The sequence below is a fragment of the Roseibium sp. genome, from assembly GCF_051016195.1.
Taxonomy (GTDB): Bacteria; Pseudomonadota; Alphaproteobacteria; order Rhizobiales; family Stappiaceae; genus Roseibium.
The window spans coordinates 2,031,394-2,055,922 of sequence record NZ_CP134616.1 but is presented as its reverse complement, the minus strand read 5'-3'; the positions used below and the strand labels follow the sequence as shown (position 1 = coordinate 2,055,922).

Below are 24,529 nucleotides of genomic sequence, written 5' to 3'. Positions count from 1 at the left end.
CGGCGCCAAGGACGCAGCAGCGTCGCCGAGGAAAGGAATTTGTCCAATGTCAGTCAAGGCTCAAAAGACCACGGGTACCATCGATGAAGAGGAAATCGCCCGCTTTTCCGCTATGGCCGACCAATGGTGGGACCCGACCGGCAAGTTCAAACCGTTGCACAAGTTCAATCCTGTCCGCCTGGCCTACATAAAGCAGGAGGTGTGCCGGAAATTCGGCCGCGACCCGAAGGCTTCTGACGCCTTCAAGGGCCTGAGGTTTCTTGACATCGGGTGCGGCGGCGGCCTTTTGAGCGAGCCGATGGCTCGCCTCGGCGCTGACGTGGTCGGCGCGGACCCTTCCGAGACAAACATAAAGATCGCCCAGCTGCACATGGAAAGTTCCGGCCTCAAGATCGATTATCGTGCACAGACCGCCGAAGAACTCGCGGCGGCGGAAGAGACGTTTGACGTCATTCTCAACATGGAAGTGGTGGAACACGTTGCCGATGTTCCCCTGTTTCTCCAGGCGACGGGCAGCATGGTCAGGCCCGGCGGCATGATGTTCATTGCGACCATCAACCGCACGCTGAAAGCCTATGCGCTCGCGATCGTCGGCGCGGAATACGTACTGCGCTGGCTGCCCAAGGGCACGCACTCCTACGAGAAGCTGGTCAAACCATCCGAGATTGAAGGTCCGCTGAACTCCGAAGGACTCATGATCACGGACAGATCGGGCGTAAGCTATAACCCGCTGACCGACGCGTGGGTCAAGTCCCGCGATATGGATGTGAACTACATGCTGCTCGCCGAGAAGGCAGATGCCGCGTGACGGGCTCTCCCCTGGTCTTCGTGCCGGGTCTGCTCTGCACCGAAAGTCTCTATGCACCTCAGATCACCGCTTTTTCGGATCGCCCGATCCTCGTGGCTGACAATCGGTCGGATGACACGATCGGCGCAATTGCGGCCCGTCTTCTGGACGTCGCGCCGGAGCGCTTTTCGCTCATAGGGCTTTCCATGGGAGGTTACATCGCTTTCGAAGTCCTGCGGCGTGCACCCGAGCGCGTCGACAGGCTTGCGCTCTTGAACACCTCGGCGCAGGCGGACACCGAAGACCGAAGAGAACAAAGGCGGGTCCTTGCCAAACTCGCCCAAAAGAAACGGTTCCACAAAATACCCGATCTCTTCTTTCCTGGTTTCGTGCACGAGAAGAACGAAACCAGCGCACATCTGAGGTCAATCGTTCACGAGATGGCAACTGAGACCGGCGCTGAGGCCTTCATCCGCCAGCAAAATGCCAACGCGGCACGTATCGACTCCCGCCCCTCGCTTGCGCAGATCAACTGCCCCACGCTGGTGCTGTCCGGAGACGGGGACCGTCTGATCGCGCCTGATCTTTCCGTTGATATCCATCAGCTTGTTGCCGGTAGCGAACTCGTTATCCTGGAAGAATGCGGACACCTGTCGACGCTCGAGCAGCCGGAGGAAGTGACCGGGAAACTGCGCGCATTTCTTGCCTGACCTCGGCCGGATCGGTCCAGGAACAACTGCGACTGGATGGCACAGGAATTTTTGATCCCTGTCAAAGATCCGTATTGCGACGGAACTAGACTTGCCTCACGCTGGTCTGGTAAATCCGGCGGGCCTGATGCGCGGAAAATCCGCCCGTCACCCCGGATAGACTGGATCGCAGAACTGTTTCGCGCCGCCGGCACGAATGACAGACAAGCGGAGGACTACCAATGGCAACCAAACGCAATCCGGACGTATTCGACTTCACCGCTCTCAAATTCGAGTGGCCGATGCCGTCATTCACGAACTGGGCCTTCGCCGAACGGGAAGACAGGATCGAGGCAAAAACCGTTGCCGGTTTCCAGAAAATGGGAACCACCATGTGGTCCCATGCCGAAAAGGCGTTCGAAGAGCACATGGAATTCGTGAGCCACCGGCTTCATGAAGACTTCGAATGCGCGAAATCTCTGACGCAATGCGTTGCTCCCGAGCAGACCCTCGCAACGCTTCAGGACTTCTATTCGAAGATGGCGACCGAATACCAGGAGCATTTCGAACAGCAGGCATCGCTCTTCCGGGACAGCTTTTCGCAGGGTGCGGCTGCGGTCGAAGAACTCAATGAAGCGGCAATGGAGAATGTCGGTGAACTGGGCAAGGCGGCTGAAGAAACGCTCGAAGAGATGAAACCGGCAAAGGCCAGGTCGCGTGGTTCGTCAACGGCGAAAACGCAAAAATAGACCATAGACCGGAGCGAGAACCGGCTCGGAGGCAGTGGTGCAACTGCCGCACGAAAAGGCGTGATCAATTCTTGTCTTCGGGCAGTTCAGGCAACGGCATCACGGAGATGCCTTCCTCGATCAGGTCCACGGCATCTTTCGGTGTCGTTTCACCGTAGATGCTGCGTTCCTCGGCTTCGCCGTAGTGGATCTTTCTCGCCTCGTCGGCAAATCCCGTCCCGACGTTTTCCGAGGTTTCGATGATCCGCGCACGCGCCTGCCTGAAGGCTTCGATTATCTCCTTCTGCCGGACGTCGTCCGGAACCAACGCGGACGGTTGAAGCGTGGTGTCGACAGATTTCGGTGGGGGCGCAGCCGCGGGCTGCACGTGTTCGTGCGGTTGAACCGGCGAGGCAACGCCTCGCGCTTCCTTGCTTCTTGACGTCGACACCGCTGGTGCCATAAGCCCCTTTTCAACCGCAGCTGATCCGCAAGCGGGGCAGGTCACCAGCTGCCGCGCACGCTGGGATTCGAAATCCTCCGAATTCCGGAACCAGCCTTCAAAGCCATGCTTGGCATCACAAACAAGTGTATATTTGATCAAGCCGGCTCCTCCCTGAAAGCCTGGGACATGCGGCAGTCGAAGTTGCGCTCGTTGACGATTGCCGGGATTCGCGCACGCGCCCTGGCAACCTTCGTCAGGTCAATCTCTGCAACCAGGTGACCGGGTGAATCATTGTCCAGTTCGGCGACAACGCCACCCCAGGGATCAACGATGAGACTGTGTCCAAACGTCTCCCGACCGTCTTCGTGCAGACCGCCCTGGGCGGCCGAAATGACGTATGCACCGTTTTCGATGGCGCGGGCGCGCTGTAACACATGCCAGTGGGCTTGGCCAGTCTGCCGGGTGAACGCAGCGGGTGCCGACAGGATTTCCGCCCCCAGACGCGACTGCGCCCGGAAAAGCGCGGGAAAGCGGATATCGTAACAGATGGCCATGCCGAGCTTTCCGAATGGCAGGTCGATGACGGGAACCTGAGCTCCGGGCCTGTATGTCGACGATTCCCGCCAACTCTCTCCATCCGGCAGATCGACATCGAACATGTGGATCTTGTCGTAGGTCTCAACGATCTCCCCGTTCGGCGCGATCAGCACCGCCCGGTTCGCGGCCCTGCCCCCGTCCAGGAGGACCGCCACCGATCCGACATGCAGAAACAAACGCAGTTCGGCGGCCACGCGGCGGGCCATGCTCACGAATATGTCGCGGTCGAGAACATCAATGCGCGCAATCAGCTCTTCACGGCTGCGCACCAGTACATTCGACATCTCGGGTGTCTGGATGTACGTGGCACCGTCGCCGGCAGCTGCCCTGATCAAGTCTTCGGCGCGTGCGCTGTTCTCCGAAATGTCCTTGCCACTTCGAAGCTGGATACAAGCTGCAGCTATGACGGTCATTCGTTCGCTTAACCCGAAACATGAAATCCTTTGCCGGAACACTTAATCAGGAAGCAAGCAGAGCGTCCAGTTTGCCGGAATGTTCCAGATCGTGCAGATCGTCGCAGCCGCCGACATGCGTCTGACCGACAAAAATCTGCGGAAAGGTCGAACGGCCGTTGGCCTTCTGGATCATCTGCTTGCGCAGGCCGCCGTCAAAGGTCGCGTCATACTCGGTATAGTCCACGCCCTTCTTGTCGAGAAGCCGCTTGGCTGCGGTACAAAACCCGCAAAGTTGTCGCGTGTAAATTTCCACCTTGGCCATATCATAGTCCCGTAGTCAGAGTTGGCGCCGCCGATCCCCGGCGCGCCGATCGAAGTCGGGCGATATATGCGTGCGGTTTGCGGAAACACAAGACGCAATGCGATGGGTCAGGGGCTGATTTCACTCACCGCGTCGCTTTGCGAAGGATCCGCCAGTGCAAATGTGAGCACGTCCACTGACGCCGCGCCTCCCGCGAGCAGGGCTTTTGTACAGGCGGTAATCGTCGAGCCGGTGGTGATCACATCATCAATCAAAACAACGTGACGCCCGTCCAGACGGTCCAGCCGGGCTTTGTCGACGCCGAACGCCGAGCGGACATTTTTCCGTCTTTCCTCGGCCGACAGGCCAACCTGTCTTCGTGTACGCTTCCGCCGTTTCAACAAGTCGGGCTCATAGGTGCCGCCGCATTCCTTGGCAACGACCTGCGCAAGTGCGGCCGCCTGGTTGAAACGCCGGGAAATCATGCGCGCCCAGTGAAGAGGAACCGGCACGATCAGGCTGTCGGGATCCAGGAGCTCCCGTCCGGCATTGCTCATCCATTTGCCCATGGGCCTGGCGAGTTCCCGCCTGCCGCCAAACTTGAACGCGAGCACAAGTCGCTGAGCGGACCCTTCGTAAAAGGCGACCGACCGCAAACGATCAAAAACGGGTGGCGAGGTGATCGCCCGCGGGCTCCAAGTTTCTTCGCCGACGTCGTAGGCAAAGGGTGTCCCCAACCTGTGGCAAACCGGTCTTTCAATGAAGGCCATTCCGTGCCAGCAGACCGGGCACAATCCGTCGTCCGAACCCACCTTTCGGTCGCAGCACAGACACCGCAGCGGCAAGAGAACGTCCAACGCCCCACGAAGAGCGCCCGACGAAACGCTCGACAACCTTTCCCGGATCGAATTCAAGCAATCAGCCCCCAAGTGCATTCGGCACGTTGAGCAACTTATAAGTGTTGAAATCCAAATCAAACTCTTTTTTGGAAAACGCGGGCTTTGACCTCAATTCCCAGATGCCCTAAGTCACGCTGTTGTATGATCACCAACCGGGCTCGACGTGACCGCGCAAACCGATCTGTTTGACCGCGCCTTGTTCAGAAAAAGGCGCCGGCGCGCTTTGAAGCGCGCAAAAACCGGGGCTGACTTTCTGCTGGCCAACGTCGCAGATGATTTGCAGGACCGCCTTTTGCTGATTAACCGGTCCTTTCGGACCGCGATTGACCTAGGTGGCCATACGGGCCGGATTTCGGCGGCAATCGGCAGCTCCGGCAAGGCCGAAACAATTCTGAGAGCGGATCTGTTTTTCCCCGACCCGCGACTTCCGCCGCCCGATTTCGTTGTCGACGACGCGCTTGTTCCGCTAAAAGACCAGTCGGTCGATCTGATCGTCTCGGCCCTCAATCTGCATCTCGTCAACGATCTGCCTGGCAGCCTGATTCAGATCAGGCGCGCTCTTGCGCCCGACGGCCTGTTTATGGCTGTGGTGCCCGGCGCTGGAACGCTCACGGAATTGCGCGACAGCCTGACGCGCGCCGAACTGGAAACCAGCGGCGGTGCGGCGGCCAGGGTGCTGCCATTTGCAGACACGCGTGATCTGGGCAGCCTGCTGCAGCGTGCGGGATTTTCGTTGCCGGTCACGGACATGGATACAATCACCGTGCGTTATGACACGATGTTTTCGCTGTTGCGTGACTTGCGGGACATCGGCGCGACATCTGTCCTGAAACAAGGCGAAGCACGTCCCCTGACGCGCGCGGCCCTGCTTCGTGCCGCTGAGATATACGCCGAAGACCACGCGGACGCGGACGGACGCATAAGGGCGACATTCAAGTTGATTACCTTGTCGGGATGGGCCCCGCATGAAAGCCAGCAAAAGCCTTTGCGCCCCGGCTCAGCGAAAACAAGACTGGCCGACGCCCTGGGAGTTTCAGAGAAAAAAGTCTGACTGTGGTCTCAAGGACCGCTGCATAATCGAAAAAATAGGTTTGGTGTGCCGCGTCTTACTTTTCCGCAGCATCGTCCAGGGCACCCGCGATCGTTCCAAAGACATCGTCGCTGATGGTGGTTCCAAGCGGCACCATGGCCAGGATGATAACCGAACCCAACAGCCCGACGATCAGCCCGTACTCAATCGCCGTCGCACCGCTGTCCTCATTCCAGAAGCGGGAGAGCAGCCGGTTGGCTGACGTGTCCAGTCTTGACTTGTTTTTCATTTTCACACTCCCGCCCGACAGGTCTGTGCCTTGCCTGATTATACTGCGTCGATCAGGTGCGGAATGAGAGGTTCGTCTGCCGCCGGCATCGGATAGTCTCTCAGTCTTGTTGACCGCACCCACTTCAGGGCCTGGTCTTCCTTTCCAATCGGAGTCCCAGTCCACCTGCGGCAGATATAAAGTGGCATCAGCAAATGAAAATCTTCATAAGCGTGACTGGCAAAAGTCAGGGGTGCCAGACACGCCTCGTTAACCTCGATTCCGAGCTCTTCACCAAGTTCCCGGATCAGGGTTTCTTCCGGACGTTCCCCCGCTTCAACCTTCCCCCCCGGAAATTCCCATAATCCTGCCATGGACTTGCCCTCCGGGCGCTGTGCAAGAAGGATGCGCCCGTCCACGTCAACAAGGGCGCAGGCGGCAACTAGGACAATTTTTGTCATGAATTTCGTTCCAGTTTTCGACCACGGGACAAGAGGCCGTTAAACATGTCAGAGATTACGTTGCGAGATCTGCCAATTTCCGATCAGCTGCGGTAATCGCCATTGATCGCGACATATTCCTTGGTGAGATCGCAGGTCCAGACCCTGGAGCGGCCGGATCCGATGCCGAGTTCCACCCTGATGGAGATGTTTTCCTGTTTCATCACGGCCGAGGCGGCTTCCTCGCTATAGCCGGGATCACGTTCACCTTCCACCGCGACACGTACATCGCCGAACCAGATGGCGAGCCTGTCCCGGTCGGCGGGTTCCCCGGCCTTTCCGACGGCCATGACGATCCGGCCCCAATTGGCATCTTCCCCGGCCACAGCCGTCTTGACGAGCGGCGAGTTCGCGATTGCGAGGGCTATTTTCCGCGCGGAAGCGTCGCTCTCCGCGCTCTCGACGCTGATCTCGACGAATTTGCGAGCGCCTTCGCCATCGCGGACGATCTGATGCGCAAGATCCTGCATGACTTCGCGCAGCGCAGACTGGAGGCTTTCAACCCTCGGATCATCGATTGACAGGATTGGCGCGACCCCGCGTTCGGACGCGCGTCCCGTCGCGAACAGCAGAACGGTATCGGACGTCGAGGTATCGCTGTCGACCGTGATGGCGTTGAAACTGCCGTCTGTTTCAGCGCTCAGCAAGGCCTGCAGAACGTCCTGCGAAACCTCGGCGTCGGTGAATATGAAAGACAGCATCGTCGCCATGTCGGGGGCGATCATGCCCGCACCCTTGGCGATGCCGTTGATGGTGATTTTCTGATCGCCGAATACAACGTCGCATGTCGCCACCTTGGGATAGGTGTCGGTCGTCATGATCGCCCTGGCCGCCTCCAGCCAGGCGCTTCCGTCCTGCCCGGACTTCAGATCTTCGACCACGTCCTGGAATTTTTCGGCCGGAAGTGGCTCTCCGATCACGCCAGTGGACGCCAGATAGATTTCGTTCAAGGGGCAATCGAGCGATTTGGAGAAGATTTCAGCGGAAAGCTCGACGGCCGCCTTGCCTTTCTTGCCGGTGAAGGCATTGGCATTTCCGGAATTCACGAGAAGCGCCCGCGCGGTTCCTCTTGTGAGCATGTCCTTGCACCAGTCGACGGGTGCGGATGTGCATTTGGACCGGGTGAAGACACCTGCAACCGTCGTCCCTTCAGCCAGCGTCGCCAGCAGAACGTCGGTTCGGCCCGCATATTTCAAACCTGCCGCCGCGGTCGCAAATCGGACGCCCGGTATGACCGGCATGTCGGGAGTGGTTTTCGGAGCGAGCGGAGAAACGGTCGTCGACATGACAGCAGTCCCGGTTGATTGAACTTTCTGCTGTCCTTAGAGAGCGCATCTGGCAAGCGCAAGTCTTTTCGAAAAGGACCCGGAAACGCAAGAACCCGGCGGGTGTTGCCGCCGGGCCCACAAAGAAATCCGGACTGCGTTATTGCGCCGTCTCGCCCTGTTCGCTCGGCAGCTGCAGCGAGTCATCGAGAATTTCGACTGCGACTGCGTCCTTCAGTTCGGCCATCTTGGCTTCGTATTGCTCGCGGATGAGACGCTGGCGAAGTTCTCCGGCCACAGCCTCGAACGCCGGCTTTTCCTGACGGCGCTTGTCTTCCAGCTTGATTACGTGCCAGCCGAACTGTGTCTGGACCGGCTCCTTGGTATACGAACCAGGCTCCAGTTCGAACACGGCGTCCTCGAAGGGCTTGACCATTTGCCCCTTGCCGAAAAAGCCGAGATCCCCGCCGCTCGGACCAGACGGCCCGGTGGATTTTTCCTTGGCGAGTTCCACGAAGTCCGCCCCGCCGTCAAGCTGCTTGATCAGGTCTTCGGCTTCTTCTTTCTCGTTCACCAGAATGTGACGGGCATTGACCTCTTCCGGACCCTCGTAGTCTTTGAATTCCTCCTCATAGGCGGAATTGAGGACCTCATCCGTGATCGCCCCGTCGATTTTCTGGGCGATATAGGCATTGCGCAGCGCCTGCAGTTCAAGGAACTCCAGCTGCTTCTTGAAGTCCGGATCCTGATCGAGGCCGTCCTTGCGCGCGGCCTGTGCGATCAGTTCCATGTCGACGACCACGTCAAGAAGAAGCGCGCGCCACTGATTGGGCGGGAACTGCTGCAATTGCTGACCAAGGTCTTGTGCGGCAAACGCAATATCGGCTTCCGTGATATCCGCATCACCGACCCTGGCGACCACGTCGCCGGGCTCGGCGGCACTGAGCGAGGCGGATCCGAGCGTCACGGCCAGCAAGGAAACGGCAACAGCCTGAACCGGCCTGCGCATCGAAATTCGGAGCATGAGAAGTCCTTTACGTATAGGAACAGTAACTTTCGTTCCCTCAATCAGGAGGGCGTGGGTACTTTGCCTATTCCAGCGGCGTTGACAAGCATAGAGCCCCCTCTTATCTGTCGGGCGTCCCTGCTTTTGGGCGGGATGGCATTCTTTGGGCCGCGTTCACCGGCCAGCGCGTTGCGCCTGGCGGCAACGTGGACAGCAATTGAGACGATTTCAAGGGCGGGCGCCATATTGCCATTGTGGGCGCCGCCGGGTAGGGAAGGACCGCCACATGGCCGGCCTTGGCGCAATAGCACGTAAACTTTTCGGGTCTGCGAATGACCGGAAGATCAAGACATTTCGAGCAAGGGTCGACGAGATCAACGCGCTCGAGCCGGAAGTTCAGGCCCTGTCCGACGAAGCCCTCAGGGGCCGGACAGAGGAATTCAGAAACCAGTTGAACAACGGTGCGAGCCTTGACGACCTCCTCGCCCCGGCATTCGCGACTGTGCGGGAAGCCGCCCGGCGCGCGCTCGGGCAGCGCCATTACGATGTGCAGCTTATCGGCGGCATGGTTCTCAACTCCGGCCAGATCGCGGAAATGAGAACCGGGGAAGGCAAGACGCTGGTCGCGACCGCGCCGGTCTACCTCAATGCCCTGACGGGCAAGGGCGTCCACGTGGTCACTGTGAACGACTACCTGGCACAGCGCGACAGCGAGTGGATGGGTGAGGTCTACAAGTTTCTCGGCCTGAACGTCGGCTGCATCGTTCACGGCCTTTCGGACGACGAGCGCCGCGCTGCTTATGAAGCCGACGTGACATACGGAACCAACAACGAGTTCGGGTTCGACTACCTGCGCGACAATATGAAACACGACCGCGCATCGATGGTGCAACGGGACCACTCCTTTGCCATCGTCGACGAGGTCGATTCCATCCTTGTCGACGAAGCGCGCACGCCGCTGATCATCTCCGGTCCGCTGGAAGACAGGTCTGAATTCTACAACACGGTCGATGCCTTCATTCCCAGTCTTGAAGAAGAAGATTACGAGCTCGACGAGAAACAGCGCTCCGCGACCTTTACCGAAGCCGGCAACGAAAAGCTGGAAGCCCTGCTCAGCGAAGCCGAGCTTCTGAAGGGCGACTCGCTCTACGACGTGGAGAACGTCTCCATCGTTCACCACCTGCAGCAGGCCCTGAAGGCGCACAAGCTCTTCCAGCGCGACAAGGATTACATCGTCCGAAACGGCGAGGTCGTCATCATCGACGAATTCACGGGACGAATGATGCCCGGCCGCCGCTTTTCCGAAGGCCTTCACCAGGCCCTTGAAGCCCGTGAAAAGGTTCGCATCCAGCCGGAAAACCAGACACTGGCATCAATTACGTTCCAGAATTACTTCCGCATGTACGACAAGCTGGCAGGGATGACCGGTACAGCAGCGACGGAAGCCGACGAATTTGCCGACATCTACAAGCTCGAGGTCGTCGAGATCCCGACCAACGTCGTGGTAAAACGGCTCGATGACGACGACGAGGTGTATCGGACCGTCCAGGAAAAGTTCACGGCGATCGCGCAGCTTATCGATGACTGCAAGGAACGCGGTCAGCCCATACTCGTCGGCACCACGTCAATCGAGAAATCCGAGTTCCTCGCCGAGCTTCTGAAAAAACACGGCTACAAGCAGATCGATCTCAGCGATCCGGCCGCTTTTGCCGCCGCCCAGAAAAAGGACGACGGCAAGTCCAAGATCTTCGCGGTTCTGAACGCGCGCTACCATGAGCAGGAAGCCTTCATTGTGGCACAGGCCGGTCTGCCCGGCGCCGTGACGATCGCGACCAACATGGCCGGTCGCGGCACCGATATCCAGCTTGGCGGCAACGCCGACATGCAGATCGCAATGGAACTCGGGGACATGCCCGAAGGCGCGGAACGGGACGCAAAGGAAGCCGCGATCAGGGCCGAGGTCGAGCGGCTCAAGGAAAAGGCGCTCGCGGCCGGCGGTCTTTACGTTATCGGCACGGAACGCCATGAAAGCCGCCGTATCGACAACCAGTTGCGCGGCCGGTCGGGCCGTCAGGGTGACCCCGGACATTCGAAGTTCTTCCTGTCGCTGCAGGACGACCTGATGCGCATCTTCGGATCCGAGCGCATGGATTCGATGCTGCAGAAACTCGGGCTGGAAGAAGGCGAAGCCATCATCCATCCATGGATCAACAAGGCCCTGGAAAAGGCCCAGCAGAAGGTCGAGGCCCGCAACTTCGACATTCGTAAGAATCTTCTGAAATTCGATGATGTCATGAACGACCAGCGCAAGGTGGTCTTCGAACAGCGCATCGAACTGATGGATGGCGAAGCGATCCAGGACGCTGTGACCGACATGCGCCACGACGTCATTGACGATCTCGTGGCCGCACACATCCCCGAGAAGGCCTATCCGGAACAATGGGATACCGAAGGCTTGCAGGAAGAGGTGAAGAAGTATCTGAACCAGGACTTGCCGGTGAAGGACTGGGCAGCCGAAGAAGGCATTGCCGAGGAAGAGGTGAAGGACCGGTTGCGCCGGACGGCCGATGAGGCCATGGCGCAAAAGGTTGCCAAATATTCCCCCGACATCATGCGCCAGGTCGAGAAGGCCATCCTGCTGCAGACCCTAGACAATCTGTGGCGCGAACACCTGTCCAATCTCGACCACCTGCGATCGGTTGTCGGCTTCCGCGGATATGCTCAGCGCGATCCCTTGCAGGAATACAAGACCGAGGCCTTCACTCTGTTCGAGTCGATGCTGGCCCAGCTTCGCCAGATGACAACGGCCCAGCTGCTGCGCGTTGAACTGGTCACCGAACAGCCGCCGCAAATGCCGGCGCAGCCGGAAATGCACGAGCATCACATCGATCCCCTGACAGGCGAGGACGAGATGGCGCGCGCGGATGCGCAGCTGCAGGCCGTCCCACCGGGCGAGCGCAATCCGGAAGACCCGTCAACCTGGGGTAAGGTCGGACGGAACGAACCGTGTCCCTGCGGATCCGGCAAGAAATACAAGCATTGCCACGGCGCCTTGACTTAACACCATCCGTTTCGCTGAACTTATCGAAACCGGCACTTTTCCAAGTGTCGGTTTTGTTTTGATTTTCTCGTGTATTCACACCCCGTAACCTGGCTTGCCGACAAGTTGTTGTCCGGAACCTGAACATGGTTTACCTTACGGAACCAATCGAGTGGACGGGCTGAGGTTCTCGGTTCAGGCACAAACGGCGATATCCACCGCCATTTCGAGAGCTGCAAAGCCCTGCGACAGCGAGGCCATGCAGAATGGGTACGTTTCACATCGAAATCATCAAACCGTCGCACTACGACGACGACGGATACGTGCTGCAATGGTGGAAGGCCTGGATCCCTTCGAACTCCATGGCGTGTCTTTATGCAATCGCGCAGGATTGCGCGGACCGGAAGGTCCTGGGAGACGACACGACGATTTCCGTCAATGCCTATGATGAAATGACGATGCGGGTTCCGCTGGCCGAGATCATCAGGAACACGAAGGACGGCGCCGGTATCGTCTGTCTCGTCGGCGTCCAGTCCAACCAGTTTCCCCGCGCGCTTGATATGGCCAGGCAGCTCCGCGCCCGGAATGTGACAGTCATCCTCGGCGGGTTTCATGTCTCCGGCTGCCTCTCCATGCTCAAGGACATGCCTGCCGATCTTCAAGAAGCGGTGGATATGGGCGTCGTTCTGTTCGCGGGCGAGGCGGAGGAACACTTCGAAAGCCTTCTGCAGGATGCAAGGACCGGTGCGTTGAAACCCGTCTACAACGTGATGCACGACCTGCCCGGGTTGCAAAGCCAGGTGCCGCCGCTTCTGCCGGAATCCATTGTCCGGAAATATGACGGCAGCCTGTCTTCCTTCGATGCCGGGCGCGGCTGCCCGTTTCAGTGTTCGTTCTGCACGATCATCAATGTTCAGGGCCGCAAGTCGCGCTGGCGCGACGCGGACGACATCGAAAATCTCATACGGGCGAACCACGATCAGGGCATCACATCCTTCTTCATCACCGACGACAACTTCGCGCGCAACAAGAACTGGGAGCCGATCTTCGACCGCATCATCGAGCTGAAAGAGCGAGATGGCATCCGGATCCACTTTCTGATCCAGATCGACACGCTGGCCCATCGGATGCCGGGTTTTGTAGACAAGGCTGCACGTGCGGGATGCACGCATGTCTTCATCGGCCTGGAAAGCATCAATCCGGAAAACCTCGCCCACATGAAGAAAGGCCAGAACCGGATCACCGAGTACCGGAAAATGTTCCAGCTTTGGAAAGAAGCCGGGATCATGACCTACGCCGGGTTCATCATGGGCCTGCCGGCCGACACGCCGGAAAGCATTCGCCGCGACATCGAAATCATCCAGCGCGAGTTGCCGGTCGACATGCTCGAATTCACGATGCTCACACCGTTGCCCGGCTCGGAAGATCATCAGAAGCTCTACGAGAAGGGCATCTGGCTTGATCCGGACCTCAACAGGTACGACCTGGAACATACGACTTGCGAACACCCCACGATGAGCGCGGAGGTCTGGCAGCAGACCTACAGAGATATCTGGGACTGGTACTACACCGACCAACATGTCGAAACGCTGATGCGCCGTAACGTTGCATACGGCATCAAGCCGGTCAGGGTATGGCGGCTCTGCCTGCAGATCTACGGCGCGATGCGTTTTGAAGGGGTCCACCCGCAGCAATGCGGCTATTTCCGGTACAAGGACCCGCGCCAGCGCAGGCCAGGGTTCCGCCGTCTGCCCGCCGTTCTGCACTACCCGGTTTTTGCGCTTGAAAGCCTGGTGAAATACGCGCAGTTCGGTCTCTACGGATGGAAAATCCACAAATTGAGAAAGAGAATCCAGAAGGATCCCAAGGGAGCCGACTATACGGATTTCGCCATCCAGCCGGTAACGGATGCCGAAAACGAAGACCTTGAGATTTTCAACCTCAACGATGCCGCCAAGCAGGCCGTCGCGAAGGCCAAGAGACAGAAGGAAATTCTGGACAAAACGCAGCCAAAAGAGAAAACCGTCTCCGCCTGAGCAGTGCGACGCCACGGAAGGTTGTGGTAACGGTCAGCCAGGACCTGTGCAGCGCATTGCAGGGAAAAAAGCTTGGGCTGGTCTTTTGCATGGAATTGCGGCAGGTTGCCCGGAACGACCTAGCCCCGATTCAGATCCGACACCTCGATGAACCAGACGGCTGCCTCGAAAATCTATGTCTCGCGCCGGGAGACAGCAAGACCGGCGGACCCTTTGCTCAGCGTGATTGTCCCCGTCTTCAACGAGGAAGACGTGATCGGTCATTTTCTGGACGCCACCCAGCCGATCCTGGAGAAGACCGGGCTGGCCTACGAATACGTGTTCATCGACGATGGCAGTCGCGATTCAACTGCAGATTACCTGTCTGAAAAACTTAAAAACGGCCTCCCGGGACGATTGCTGGGGCTGTCACGGAACTTCGGCAAGGAGGCAGCCCTGTCCGCCGGGCTGGAAGCCGTGCGCGGCGATATCGCCGTTATCATGGACGCCGATCTTCAGGACCCGCCGGAACTGATCCTGCAGATGCTGGACGGCTGGCGTGCCGGCTATGACGTGATCTACGGCCTTCGGGTCGACAGGTCGTCCGACACGGTTCTGAAACGGTCGACCGCAAACATGTTCTACAAGCTCTTCAACAAGCTTGCGAATATCGACATGCCTGCCAATGCGGGAGACTACCGGCTGATCGACCGGACCGTCATTGATGCCCTCCTGCGACTTCCGGAACGAAACCGGTTCATGAAGGGCCTGTTCGCCTGGGTCGGCTTTCCGGCCATGGCCATCCCCTACGAAAGACCTGCGCGCAAGGCAGGCGACGGCAAGTTCAACTACTGGAAGCTCTGGAACTTCGCGCTGGACGGATTGACCGGTTTCACCACGCTGCCGTTGCGCGTCTGGTTTTACGGCGGCGCCGCAATATCCTTCGGAGCGTTCGCCTATGCCATCTACCTGACAGTGCGCACATCCCTGTTCGGCGCGGACCTGCCGGGGTATGCCTCCCTGATGGTCGCCCTCCTGTTCTTTTCGGGTGTCCAGCTGCTTTCAATCGGCATGATCGGCGAATACATCGCGCGCCTCTTCAACGAAGCCAAGCAAAGACCCGTCTACATTCTGCAGGACGTCATCGAGAGCGAAAAGCAGGAGGAGGCCGAGACGGGCAAGGAAACACATGCCGGCTAAGGTGAACCGCGACACGCTGAAGACGGAAGGCGCGGCCGTCGGCAAATTCGCGATCATCGGCATTCTCGCCACCCTGACCCATGCAGTTGTCGCATCCGTCTTGTTCGAGACGGGGCTTCTGGCGGTCGTGCCATCAAATGTCTGCGGCTTCCTGGCAGCCTTCACGGTTTCCTTCAGCGGACACTATTTCTGGAGTTTCAGTCACTTGAGACAAGCAGGGACCATGCTGAAAAGCATGACGAGGTTCCTGATCATCTCAATCAGCGGATTTGCGCTCAATTCGGCAATTCTCGCCCTTTGGCTCGCATTTGCGCCCTGGCCCGAGATTTACGGTCTCTGGCTTGCAATCGCGGTGGTGCCCGCATTTTCGTTCGCCGGCGCCAGACTGTGGGCCTTCACCCACCATCCCGCCGCGTCCTGAGTGCATGTCTTCAAGCGCCCGCAAGAGGGAAACCTGAATGACCGCATCGCGCGCCGCACTCCTTTATGCCGTCGGCCTCACGCTGTTCTACGCGCTGATACCCACGCTCACGTTTCCCGGCCCGCCGCTCGATGTGGTTGAAGGATTTGCCTGGGGACGAGAGCTTCAGCTCGGTTACACGAAACACCCGCCCATGCAGGCCTGGCTGCTGGAAACAACGCATTGGCTGACGGGCGGCCGCTATTTCGGAGGGTACTGGCTGAGCGCGCTTTCAGCCGCGATCGGATATCTGTTCATCTGGAAGATCTGCCTGCGCCTCGGCCTGAGCCCGTGGCAGGGTTTCTGGTCGATCGTACTGACCAGCGTCACCTTCTACTTCACGCTTCCCATGCCCGAATTCAATCCGAACATCCTGCAGATACCGGTCTGGACGGGCATGATCCTCCTGTTCCTGAGGGTTCTGGAAACCGGGCGCTTGAGCGACTGGCTGCTGCTCGGCGCCTTGGCTGCCTTCGGTCTCTACACGAAGTATTTCGTGTTTCTGCTCATTGGCACCATCGGACTTTACATACTCGTTTTCAGCGACGCCCGGCGGCTTCTGGCAACGCCCGGTCCCTGGGTGTGTGCACTGATCTGCGCCATATTGTTGGTCCCCCATCTGCTTTGGCTTCTGGACACCGACTTTCTGACCCTCCAATACGCTGCCAGCCGCAGCAAACCCACCTCCTCGATCATCGGTCATGTGTGGAACCCGTTGAACTTTCTGCTTGCGCAGATCGGCAACCATGCCGGGATCTTTCTTGTCATGATTGCCGGGTTTGGATGGCTCGGCCTGAAAACCCTGCGGCCGGAGTGGAACCGGCACTTTTTGCCAGCGCCCGCCCACGAGGACCGCCTTCTTCTCTGGTTCGCCTTCGTTCCCCTTGCCGTCGTCCTGCTGGCCTCGGCCGTGACCGGGAATGAATTCGAACACATGTGGGGCACGCCGATGTTCGTCCTGTCCGGCGTCGTGGCCGTCCGGTTCGCGGTTCTTCCCGATCTTTGGCCCCGCCCGCGCCGCGCTCTGGCCGCGGCCTTGATCATCCAGCTTGTTTTCCTGTCCGTCATTTTTGGCCAGGCGGTCCTGGAACCATACTGGAAACAGAAACAGACCCGCATTCACTATCCCGCACGTGCAGTTGCCGAGGAAATGGCGAGGATCTGGAGAGAAGATCAGAACAGCGATCTGGCCTATGTTTCCGGCGACATGTGGTCGGCCGCCAATGTCACCCTGCACGCCCCGGGCCGGCCGTCGATGTTCTACCTCCACAGCCGGACGCTCAGCCCCTGGATCGACCTCGATGACGTTCAGGAAAAAGGACTGATGATTGTCTGGCGCGGAGACCAGGACAGGCCCTTGAGAGAATTTCTGGCGTTTTATCCCGACGCGGTTCGCCAGGGCAGCCGGACCTTCGATTACCTGTCCGGAGCGGAGATTCCCGAGGTGACCGTGAACTGGCTCATCATCCCTCCGGGCGAAGTGGCGGTAGGACCCGTGAATTAAGGGCATTCGGCGAAACGCTCCAACTGGAAACCGTGTGGAAAGACCACTACGTTCACCCAATGATCAGTATGGCGAAAATCGACGACATCGAGGACTGGCTCATCGGCCAGGCCCTTGGGTCACCGGACCTGGCGGACATGTTTGCCCAGATGTGCGAACGGATGCGCAAATGCGATGTCCCGATCGACCGCGCGATGATGGCCTGGTCCACATTGCACCCGCTCATCGAGGCTGAGGTTGTCGTCTGGGAGAGCGGCAGCGAACTGCAGCATGACCTGATCGCACATTCCGAGGAAGAGACCGAAGATTGGCTCAAGAGTCCGGTGCGCGCCGTTCTCGTCAACCAGGAGCCCCGGTTCAGGCGCCGGTTAGCCAAGTCCAACTCCCCTCAGGAATTTCCGTTGCTGACCCGGCTGAGCGATGCCGGTTACACCGACTACCTTGTCTTGCCGACAAAATTCGCTCTGCCGGTCACGAATGACGACTACCCGACCACCGGCATCATCGTCAGCTGGTCGACGCGGCACGAAACGGGGTTCAGCGACGACGCCCTGTCCGCCATCGAATACATCCAGAAGCGGCTTGCACTTGCGGCGCGCGCGACCATCGAAAGCCAGATCAGCCGCACGATCGCCGAAACCTATCTCGGCAAGAATGCCGGCAACAAGGTTCTGAACGGCCAGATCCGGCATGGTGACGGTGAAACGCTGGATGCGGTGATCTACTACAGCGACATGCGCCGCTCCACGGCAATCGCCGAAGCACTCGGTCCGGATGCCTATCTGAACTGGCTCAACACATATTTCGAAGCGACAGCCGGAGCCATACTCGACAACCAGGGTGAAGTTCTTGATTTCATCGGCGATGCCGTGCTGGGTGTTTTCCCGCTCGACACACAGGGTCTCGACCAGGCCGGGGCACTTGCAATCCGGGCCGCGGACGAGACCAGGAAAAGGCTGAAGGCGATCAACGACGATCAATCGAACATCATGGAAATGCAGGCCGGCGTCGCCCTGTCCGTGGGATCTGTCATGTTCGGCAACATCGGTGTTCCCAGCCGGTTGACCTTTTCCGTGATCGGGCAGACGGTGCATGCTGCCGCGCGAATCGAAAGCCTCACGAAAACCGCGGGTTCCGATGTTCTCATGACTGAAGACGTTGCGAGACTTTGCGGTGCACGCGCAAAACCTGTCGGGTCGTTCGAATTGAGCGGCTTCACGGATCCGCAACCCCTTTTCGCGCTCATATGAGGACACCCGCCTTTGCGTTCCGTCGCAACTCCCGAACCCTCCGATTGAGGCCTGGACCGAGGACACACTGACAGACATGACCGACCTACGCCCGGCAACGCCGCAACACCTGCCGTTCAACGACCAGGCCGCCGAAGGCGGCAATGACCAGGAACCGATTGTCCTGCTGCACGGTTTTGGCGGCGACCGGCAAACCTGGTTGAACATCCAAACAGCGCTTGCGGGAAAAAAACGATCGCTCGCCTTTGATCTTCCCGGTCATGGCCAGGCTCTTGACTGGCCGCGCGTCGGCAATGCCGGGATTGCCGCAAAGGCGGTCGCGCAATCGCTGGAAACGCTGAATCTCGAACGTGTTCACCTTGTCGGGCATTCCATGGGCGGCGCGGTCGCCGCGCTTGTCGCACTCAAGGATCCGAACAGGATCGCAAGCCTCACGTTGCTGGCACCTGGCGGCTTCGGCCCCGAAATCAATCACCGCCTGTTGCGCCGTTACGCAACGACCACCGACACGGCGGGCATGGAAGTGCTGCTGGAACAGTTCTTCGGATGGGAATACCGGCTCCCGAAATACCTGGCAAAGACCGTTGCCGAAAGCCGGTCCAAACCCGGTGCGACCGCAACGCTTGAAGCCATCGTGGAGGAAATCATCGACGGCGCGGTGCAGAAGACCTTGCCGCGCGACGAACTGGCTGCCCTTCCCATGCCGATGAAGGTGGTCTGGGGCACGCAGGACCGGGTTTTGCCGACACGCCAGGCACACAAGCTCCCGGGCATCGTGGCGACCCACATTTTCGAACGGGTCGGGCACATGCCGCACCTGGAGATCCCGAGGGAAGTCACCCGGCTCATTCTGCAAAACGCCGGCGCCGACTGATACCTGCCGCGGGTTATGCGTCGGGCAGCAGCCCCTCACGCCAGATTTCGCCGATGACGCGGCGCGCCATCATGTGCGAACGCGGGAAATTGATGCTGTCGACCGCAATCAGCTTGCCTTCGCTCAGATAGGCGACATAGAACTTGTGGTCCTCAGGCGATCCCACAACCACCGTGTCGTCATAGCCTTCCGACAGCCCGGCAATCTGCAGCTTGATGTCGTACTGGTCCGACCAGAACCAGGGCAGAGGATCGTAGTCGACCTCTTCGCCGAGCAGCGACTGGGCCGCGGCCTTGGCCTGGTCGATCGCGTTTTGAACGCTTTCCATGCGCACGGAGCGCTGATAGCGGTTGGAATAGAACCGCGTGCAGTCTCCGACAGCGTAAATATCCGGATCGCTGGTCTGGCCGGACCCGTCCACCAGGACGCCGTTGTCGACTTCCAGGCCCGCTTCTCCCGCGAGATGATCGTTAGGCTCGGCCCCAACAGCAATCAGAACGAGTTCGGCCGGAACGAGTTCTCCGTCCTTGAGCCTTACACCGGTGACAGTGTCCCCGCCTTCGAGACCCTCAACACCGGTCTCCAGCCGAAGGTCGATGCCGTTGTCGCGATGCAGTTTGGCGAAATAATCCGAAACAGCCTCGCTGACCACACGCTTCATCGGCCGGTCCTGCGCCTCGATCACGCTCACGGACTTGCCCAGCGCCTTGGCGACCGCGGCGACCTCCAGGCCGATATAGCCTGCTCCGATGATCGCGATGTTGCTGCTCGTCTTCATGCCCTCGCGGATCACGTCGACATCGGCAATCGAACGAAGGGTTGCGACGCCCTTCTTGTCGGCACCCGCAAGCGGCAGCGACCGCGCATTCGTGCCTGTCGCAAGAACCAGCTTCGCATAGGAAAGCGTGTCACCGTTCGCCAGATCAAGCCGCTTGGCCGCGCGATCGATGGCCACCACTTTCGTATTCGGAATGTGGTCGATCTTGTTCGTCTCGAAGAACGCCGGCGGACGAAGCCAAAGTCCCTCTGCACCAACGTCTCCTGACAGGTATTTCTTGGAGAGCGGCGGACGCTGATAGGGTGGATGCGGTTCGTCACCGATCAGCCGCAAGGGGCCTTCGAAACCGCCCTGCCGAAGGGAATGAGCAAGCTGTGAACCGGCCTGACCGGCACCGATGATGACGATTTCTTCCTGCATTCCGTTGCGCCTTCTCAATGCAAATTTTGCCGCCACTGGAGCGACCGGTGTTCACTTGCAATCGCTTGAACATCCAAATCTGATCGTTTCCAGAGTGATCAAGCATCCCCGTGCGTTCGATTGAACGCAGGATGCTCTAGCACGAAGATTATCGCTCCGCCAGAAGGGCGAAATGACGCGATGAATTTGCAGCCCGAAAGCGGCGTTGTACAAGTGTCTCTGCGTCCTCGGACCGGCCCGCATCAGACCGTTGCGGCGCCCGTTTCCAAATCTTCGTTGCACGCCGCGCAAAGGCGGCATATGTCACTGATCTGCCGCGCACTCTTTCGATCCTGCGGAAAACGGGACAACCTGTCGGCACTGATGGACATCCAATGGGCGCGCGTCGGCGTCGATCCCCGATTTTGAGGCCAAATTGAGCTATCTGACAAAAGCCGCACCGGTGATTTTCGTCCTGCTGTGGTCGACCGGCTTCATCGGATCGAAACTCGGCGCGCCTTACATCGACCCGATGGTGTTCCTCACGGTTCGGTTTTTCGCAGTTTTGCCGATCCTTCTGGCACTCGCGTTCTTTCTGACGAAGGCCTGGCCCGTTACGCCGGTGGCCATTCTTCATTGCCTTGTCACGGGCATGCTGGTCCACGGAATCTATCTGGGTGGCATTTTCTGGGCGATCAAGCAGGGCATGCCTGCCGGCGCTTCCTCGATCATCGTCGGGCTGCAACCGGTCCTGACCGCGTTGATCGCGGTTCTTCTGCTGGGCGAAACGATCTCCAGGAAGCACTGGATCAGCATGGCAATCGGCGGTGCCGGCCTGCTCCTGGTTCTCGGGCCGAAATTCGACATCAGCGGCACCGGAATCACGGCAATCACGGTTGTCGTCGCCCTTGTCTCCGTTGCCGCGATCAGCCTCGGCACGGTCTACCAGAAGCGCTTCGCCGTGAAGACGGATCTGCTGGCTGCAACGATCTGGCAATATGTCGGCGCACTGCTGGTCACAACGCCGCTCTCCATGTTCGAAAGCTGGCAGATTGTCTGGTCGGGTGAACTCGTTTTCGCGCTTGTCTGGCTGGTGTTCGTCCTCTCCGTGGGTGCGGTTCTGCTGTTGATGCTTCTCATCCGCGAGGGCGCCGTTTCCCAGGTCGCAAGTCTGTTCTATCTTGTACCGGTGGCAACGGCGGTCGAAAGCTACTTTCTCTTCAACGAAACTCTGACGCTGGTTCAGATAGCGGGCATGACCCTCATCATCGGCGCCGTCCTGGTCATCAGGCAGGCACCGGGAAAAGCCTGAGGCAGTCAGGCCTCCTTGGCGACAGCAGACGCGGCCCGCTCCTTCACGCGTTTGCGGAATCGGCGCTGCCGGGAGATCGCGGCATTGAGTTCGCCGCCCAGAATGAAAACCAGCGAACAGATATAAAGAAAAATCAGGGCGGTCATGATGCCGGCAAGGCCGCCATAGGTGGACACGTAGTTCGCAAATCTCGCCAGATAGGCACCAAAGGCACTGCCTGCGATAATCCACATGACCAGCGTTGCCAGAACGCCGGGCCACAGATCCCGGAACGACCGTTTGCCTGCCGGCAAAAGCCAGTGAGTCACGAACAGGCCGATGACAAGCAGCGAGCCGGCAAGCGAATAGCGCGCAACGTTGATCGAGAGCAGGAAGCTCTCGACCTGCGGAGCGTATGTCTCCAGGGCGTCCAGCGCCAGCGGTGCCAGAACGACGAGAAACGTATAGGCGAGCAGGATGATCGCGCCGAGCAGCACGAGCCCGAGCGATTGCAGCCGCAGAAAGAAGATCGAGCGATGCTCCATCTGCCTGTAGGCCCGGTTGAGCGCGGTTCTCAGCGCCTCGACGCCGTTTGAGGAAAACCAGAGCGCCGCGATGGCACCGAACGTCAGAAGGTCGCCGCGCGGAACGGTCAGGACATCGTGGATTTCGCGCACCACAGGTGCTGCAACCGATTCCGGCCAGGCGTCGAAAATCAGGTCCGAGGCCGTATCCGCTGCGCCCGTCATGCCGAAAAAGGCGGACAGGGACGCGATGAAGATCAGCATCGGGAAAATGGCAAGCAGGCCCGACAGCGCCACATGGCTTGCCATCGCGAAGCCGTCGTCGCGCGAGAAATGCCCGATTGCATCCTTGAGAACCGAATAAACGGCCAAAAAGCCCTGTTGCACGCCCATGACCCGATCTGGCCTTCGTCGCGCCCGTCAGTCAAGAGAAGACTGTGAATTTGCCCCCCTCCGAAAGAAGAACAAATTCCGGCTCGACAAATGAGTGTGTGCGACGCAACATAGCTTCAACAAAAAGCGCTTCAGCGCAACAAATGAAAACGGAGATCGCCCATGTCCACTGCAGCCCTGACGGCGGCAGAAACGCCAGAGAGCCTTGCCGAACAGACCGCCACGGCGGTCGACACCCTCGACCGTTTGCTTGATCTTGCAGCGCAGCGTGTGCGCGCACTCGTCACGGTGGACGGGCGCGTATCCTCACGCCTGATGGAGCAGGAGCAACGCGCGACGCACGGTCTGGCATGGCTGGCGACCTATGTGGAATCGCTGCGCCAGCTCGACGCTTACGCGCAGCGCCTGAGTGAACAGGGAAAGTACGGCACCCTCGAAGAACGGATCGTGCAGCTCGGATTTTCCGAGTATCTGGCGCAGATATTCGGCGGCATTCCGATGAACCAGGGCGAATTCGTCCGTCTCGCGGATCTCGGCATCAGCGCCGGTGAAGCGCTCGACCACCGCACGCCGGATATTGACGCGCTGATCGAAACCGGCAACACGCCGGCAATCCGAAACGAAATCGCAGCTCTGATCCGTGATCAGGCGGGCCACTCCACATTCGGCGACCCCGGACTGGACGAGACGATGGAGCAGATCCGCAACGAAATGCGGAAATTTGCCGAAGACACGGTCACACCGCATGCGCACGAATGGCATCTCAAGAACGAATACATTCCGCTTGCGGTGGTCGAACAGATGTCCGAACTCGGCGTCTTCGGGCTGACCATTCCCGAAGAATATGGCGGGCTCGGGCTCGGCAAAGAGGCGATGTGCGTCGTCTCCGAAGAACTTTCGCGCGCCTATATCGGTGTCGGTTCCCTGGGCACCCGTTCTGAAATCGCAGCCGAGCTGATCCTGTGCGGGGGAACGGAAGAACAGAAACAGCATTGGCTGCCCAAGATTGCCTCCGGTGAAATCCTGCCGACCGCGGTTTTCACTGAGCCCAACACCGGATCGGATCTGGCATCCCTGAAAACCCGCGCGGTCAAGGATGGCGACACTTGGAAGATCTCGGGCAACAAGACCTGGATCACCCATCCCGTGCGCGCGGATATCATGACGCTTCTGGCCCGCACCAATCCGGATGAGCCCGGTTACAAGGGCCTGTCGATGTTCATCGCGGAAAAGCCGCGCGGCACGGACGAGAACCCGTTCCCTGCCGATGGTATGAGCGGTGGTGAGATCGAGGTGCTCGGTTATCGCGGCATGAAGGAATACGAGATCGCGTTCGACGGGTTTGAAGTCGCGGGCAGCAATCTTCTCGGCCAGGTCGAGGGCGAAGGCTTCAAGCAGCTCATGCAGACCTTCGAAGGCGCGCGCATCCAGACCGCCGCAAGAGCACTAGGCGTTGCCCAGAGCGCCCTTGATCTCGGCCTGCGTTACGCCGAAGAACGTGTCCAGTTCGGCAAGTCCCTGATCCAGTTCCCCCGTGTCGCCGACAAACTGGCGCTGATGACCGCCGAGTTGATGATTGCTCGTCAGCTGACCTATTTCTCGTCCTGGCAGAAGGATTCCGGCAAGCGCTGCGACCTGGAAGCCGGCATGGCCAAACTGCTGGGCGCGCGTGTTGCCTGGGCGGTGGCCGACAACGCGCTTCAGATCCACGGCGGCAACGGCTTTGCACTGGAATATGCGGTCTCTCGCGTGCTGTGCGACGCCCGCATCCTCAACATCTTCGAGGGCGCTGCGGAAATCCAGGCCCAGGTGATTGCGAGGCGGCTGCTCGAGACCCGCGGGAACCAGTGAATTTGAACCGGAAACGGGCGGCCGAACCGCCCGTTTCTTG

General features: G+C 59.3%; 23 protein-coding genes. 13 read left to right on the top strand and 10 right to left on the bottom strand.

Annotated elements, in window-relative coordinates; genetic code table 11:
- The first annotated feature begins 46 nt into the window (after positions 1–46).
- From ubiG to RDA78_RS09545, 3 genes are all read left to right on the top strand, one after another.
- The gene (ubiG, locus tag RDA78_RS09555) at positions 47–808 is read left to right on the top strand and encodes a bifunctional 2-polyprenyl-6-hydroxyphenol methylase/3-demethylubiquinol 3-O-methyltransferase UbiG (protein ID WP_434055087.1); all 762 of its coding nucleotides are present in this window, start codon (positions 47–49) and stop codon (positions 806–808) included.
- Complete coding sequence (locus tag RDA78_RS09550; RefSeq protein WP_434055086.1) at positions 805–1,497, top strand: alpha/beta fold hydrolase; 693 nt, start codon at positions 805–807, stop codon at positions 1,495–1,497. Before ubiG ends, RDA78_RS09550 begins: the two co-directional genes overlap by 4 nt.
- A gap of 221 nt (positions 1,498–1,718) precedes the next feature.
- Positions 1,719–2,225, top strand: a complete 507-nt coding sequence (locus RDA78_RS09545) for a phasin family protein (protein ID WP_434055085.1) — start codon at positions 1,719–1,721, stop codon at positions 2,223–2,225.
- A gap of 64 nt (positions 2,226–2,289) precedes the next feature.
- On the opposite strand, the gene RDA78_RS09540 is transcribed toward RDA78_RS09545, so the two are convergent.
- The 4 genes from RDA78_RS09540 to RDA78_RS09525 all read right to left on the bottom strand — a co-directional run bounded on the left by RDA78_RS09540 (position 2,290) and on the right by RDA78_RS09525 (position 4,787).
- Positions 2,290–2,808: a DUF1178 family protein gene (locus RDA78_RS09540; protein WP_434055084.1), complete on the bottom strand. Its 519-nt coding sequence runs from the start codon at positions 2,806–2,808 to the stop codon at positions 2,290–2,292.
- Positions 2,805–3,659, bottom strand: coding sequence for a carbon-nitrogen hydrolase family protein (locus RDA78_RS09535; protein ID WP_434055083.1), 855 nt, complete (start codon positions 3,657–3,659; stop codon positions 2,805–2,807). Before RDA78_RS09535 ends, RDA78_RS09540 begins: the two co-directional genes overlap by 4 nt.
- 46 nt (positions 3,660–3,705) lie before the next feature.
- Positions 3,706–3,963 (bottom strand): glutaredoxin 3, encoded by a 258-nt coding sequence (gene grxC, locus RDA78_RS09530; protein ID WP_306141858.1) that lies wholly within the window; start codon positions 3,961–3,963, stop codon positions 3,706–3,708.
- 107 nt (positions 3,964–4,070) lie between these two features.
- Positions 4,071–4,787, bottom strand: a complete 717-nt coding sequence (locus tag RDA78_RS09525) for a ComF family protein (protein ID WP_434055082.1) — start codon at positions 4,785–4,787, stop codon at positions 4,071–4,073.
- Between the two features lie 217 nt (positions 4,788–5,004).
- Between RDA78_RS09525 and RDA78_RS09520 the strand changes: the two genes are divergently transcribed.
- A complete protein-coding gene (locus RDA78_RS09520) occupies positions 5,005–5,892 on the top strand; it encodes a methyltransferase domain-containing protein (RefSeq protein ID WP_434055081.1) in 888 nt (295 codons plus the stop codon).
- 55 nt (positions 5,893–5,947) lie between these two features.
- Here the strand turns inward: RDA78_RS09520 and RDA78_RS09515 are convergent, their stop codons facing one another.
- From RDA78_RS09515 to RDA78_RS09500, 4 genes are all read right to left on the bottom strand, one after another.
- Positions 5,948–6,160 (bottom strand): Flp family type IVb pilin, encoded by a 213-nt coding sequence (locus RDA78_RS09515; RefSeq protein ID WP_434055080.1) that lies wholly within the window; start codon positions 6,158–6,160, stop codon positions 5,948–5,950.
- A gap of 38 nt (positions 6,161–6,198) precedes the next feature.
- Positions 6,199–6,600: a (deoxy)nucleoside triphosphate pyrophosphohydrolase gene (locus tag RDA78_RS09510; RefSeq protein ID WP_434055079.1), complete on the bottom strand. Its 402-nt coding sequence runs from the start codon at positions 6,598–6,600 to the stop codon at positions 6,199–6,201.
- 83 nt (positions 6,601–6,683) lie between these two features.
- Positions 6,684–7,925, bottom strand: a complete 1,242-nt coding sequence (gene argJ, locus RDA78_RS09505) for a bifunctional glutamate N-acetyltransferase/amino-acid acetyltransferase ArgJ (protein WP_434055078.1) — start codon at positions 7,923–7,925, stop codon at positions 6,684–6,686.
- A 139-nt stretch (positions 7,926–8,064) separates the two neighbouring features.
- Positions 8,065–8,928 carry a peptidylprolyl isomerase gene (locus tag RDA78_RS09500; RefSeq protein ID WP_434055077.1) on the bottom strand — a complete coding sequence of 288 codons (864 nt, stop codon included), beginning with the start codon at positions 8,926–8,928 and terminating at the stop codon, positions 8,065–8,067.
- A gap of 268 nt (positions 8,929–9,196) precedes the next feature.
- Between RDA78_RS09500 and secA the strand changes: the two genes are divergently transcribed.
- The 7 genes from secA (at position 9,197) to RDA78_RS09465 (ending at position 19,253) form a co-directional block, all read left to right on the top strand.
- Entirely contained in the window at positions 9,197–11,971 is a 2,775-nt protein-coding gene (secA, locus tag RDA78_RS09495; RefSeq protein WP_434055076.1) for a preprotein translocase subunit SecA, read from the top strand.
- Positions 11,972–12,216: 245 nt separating this feature from the next.
- Complete coding sequence (locus tag RDA78_RS09490) at positions 12,217–13,986, top strand: B12-binding domain-containing radical SAM protein (RefSeq protein ID WP_434055075.1); 1,770 nt, start codon at positions 12,217–12,219, stop codon at positions 13,984–13,986.
- Positions 13,987–14,133: 147 nt separating this feature from the next.
- Positions 14,134–15,165 carry a glycosyltransferase family 2 protein gene (locus RDA78_RS09485; protein ID WP_434055074.1) on the top strand — a complete coding sequence of 344 codons (1,032 nt, stop codon included), beginning with the start codon at positions 14,134–14,136 and terminating at the stop codon, positions 15,163–15,165.
- Entirely contained in the window at positions 15,155–15,586 is a 432-nt protein-coding gene (locus RDA78_RS09480; RefSeq protein WP_434055073.1) for a GtrA family protein, read from the top strand. Before RDA78_RS09485 ends, RDA78_RS09480 begins: the two co-directional genes overlap by 11 nt.
- 37 nt (positions 15,587–15,623) lie before the next feature.
- Complete coding sequence (locus RDA78_RS09475; protein WP_434055072.1) at positions 15,624–17,129, top strand: glycosyltransferase family 39 protein; 1,506 nt, start codon at positions 15,624–15,626, stop codon at positions 17,127–17,129.
- Positions 17,130–17,197: 68 nt separating this feature from the next.
- Complete coding sequence (locus RDA78_RS09470) at positions 17,198–18,379, top strand: adenylate/guanylate cyclase domain-containing protein (protein ID WP_434055071.1); 1,182 nt, start codon at positions 17,198–17,200, stop codon at positions 18,377–18,379.
- Between the two features lie 76 nt (positions 18,380–18,455).
- Positions 18,456–19,253: an alpha/beta fold hydrolase gene (locus RDA78_RS09465; RefSeq protein WP_434055070.1), complete on the top strand. Its 798-nt coding sequence runs from the start codon at positions 18,456–18,458 to the stop codon at positions 19,251–19,253.
- 13 nt (positions 19,254–19,266) lie between these two features.
- On the opposite strand, the gene RDA78_RS09460 is transcribed toward RDA78_RS09465, so the two are convergent.
- Positions 19,267–20,451 carry an NAD(P)/FAD-dependent oxidoreductase gene (locus tag RDA78_RS09460; protein WP_434055069.1) on the bottom strand — a complete coding sequence of 395 codons (1,185 nt, stop codon included), beginning with the start codon at positions 20,449–20,451 and terminating at the stop codon, positions 19,267–19,269.
- Positions 20,452–20,866: 415 nt separating this feature from the next.
- On the opposite strand from RDA78_RS09460, the gene RDA78_RS09455 reads away from it, so the two are divergent.
- The gene (locus tag RDA78_RS09455; RefSeq protein WP_434055068.1) at positions 20,867–21,742 is read left to right on the top strand and encodes a DMT family transporter; all 876 of its coding nucleotides are present in this window, start codon (positions 20,867–20,869) and stop codon (positions 21,740–21,742) included.
- 5 nt (positions 21,743–21,747) lie between these two features.
- Here RDA78_RS09455 and RDA78_RS09450 read toward each other — a convergent pair whose 3' ends face one another.
- The gene (locus tag RDA78_RS09450) at positions 21,748–22,638 is read right to left on the bottom strand and encodes a YihY/virulence factor BrkB family protein (protein ID WP_434055067.1); all 891 of its coding nucleotides are present in this window, start codon (positions 22,636–22,638) and stop codon (positions 21,748–21,750) included.
- A gap of 162 nt (positions 22,639–22,800) precedes the next feature.
- Here RDA78_RS09450 and RDA78_RS09445 point away from each other — a divergent pair, with 162 nt between their 5' ends.
- Positions 22,801–24,489, top strand: coding sequence for an acyl-CoA dehydrogenase family protein (locus RDA78_RS09445; RefSeq protein ID WP_434055066.1), 1,689 nt, complete (start codon positions 22,801–22,803; stop codon positions 24,487–24,489).
- Positions 24,490–24,529: the final 40 nt, after the last annotated feature.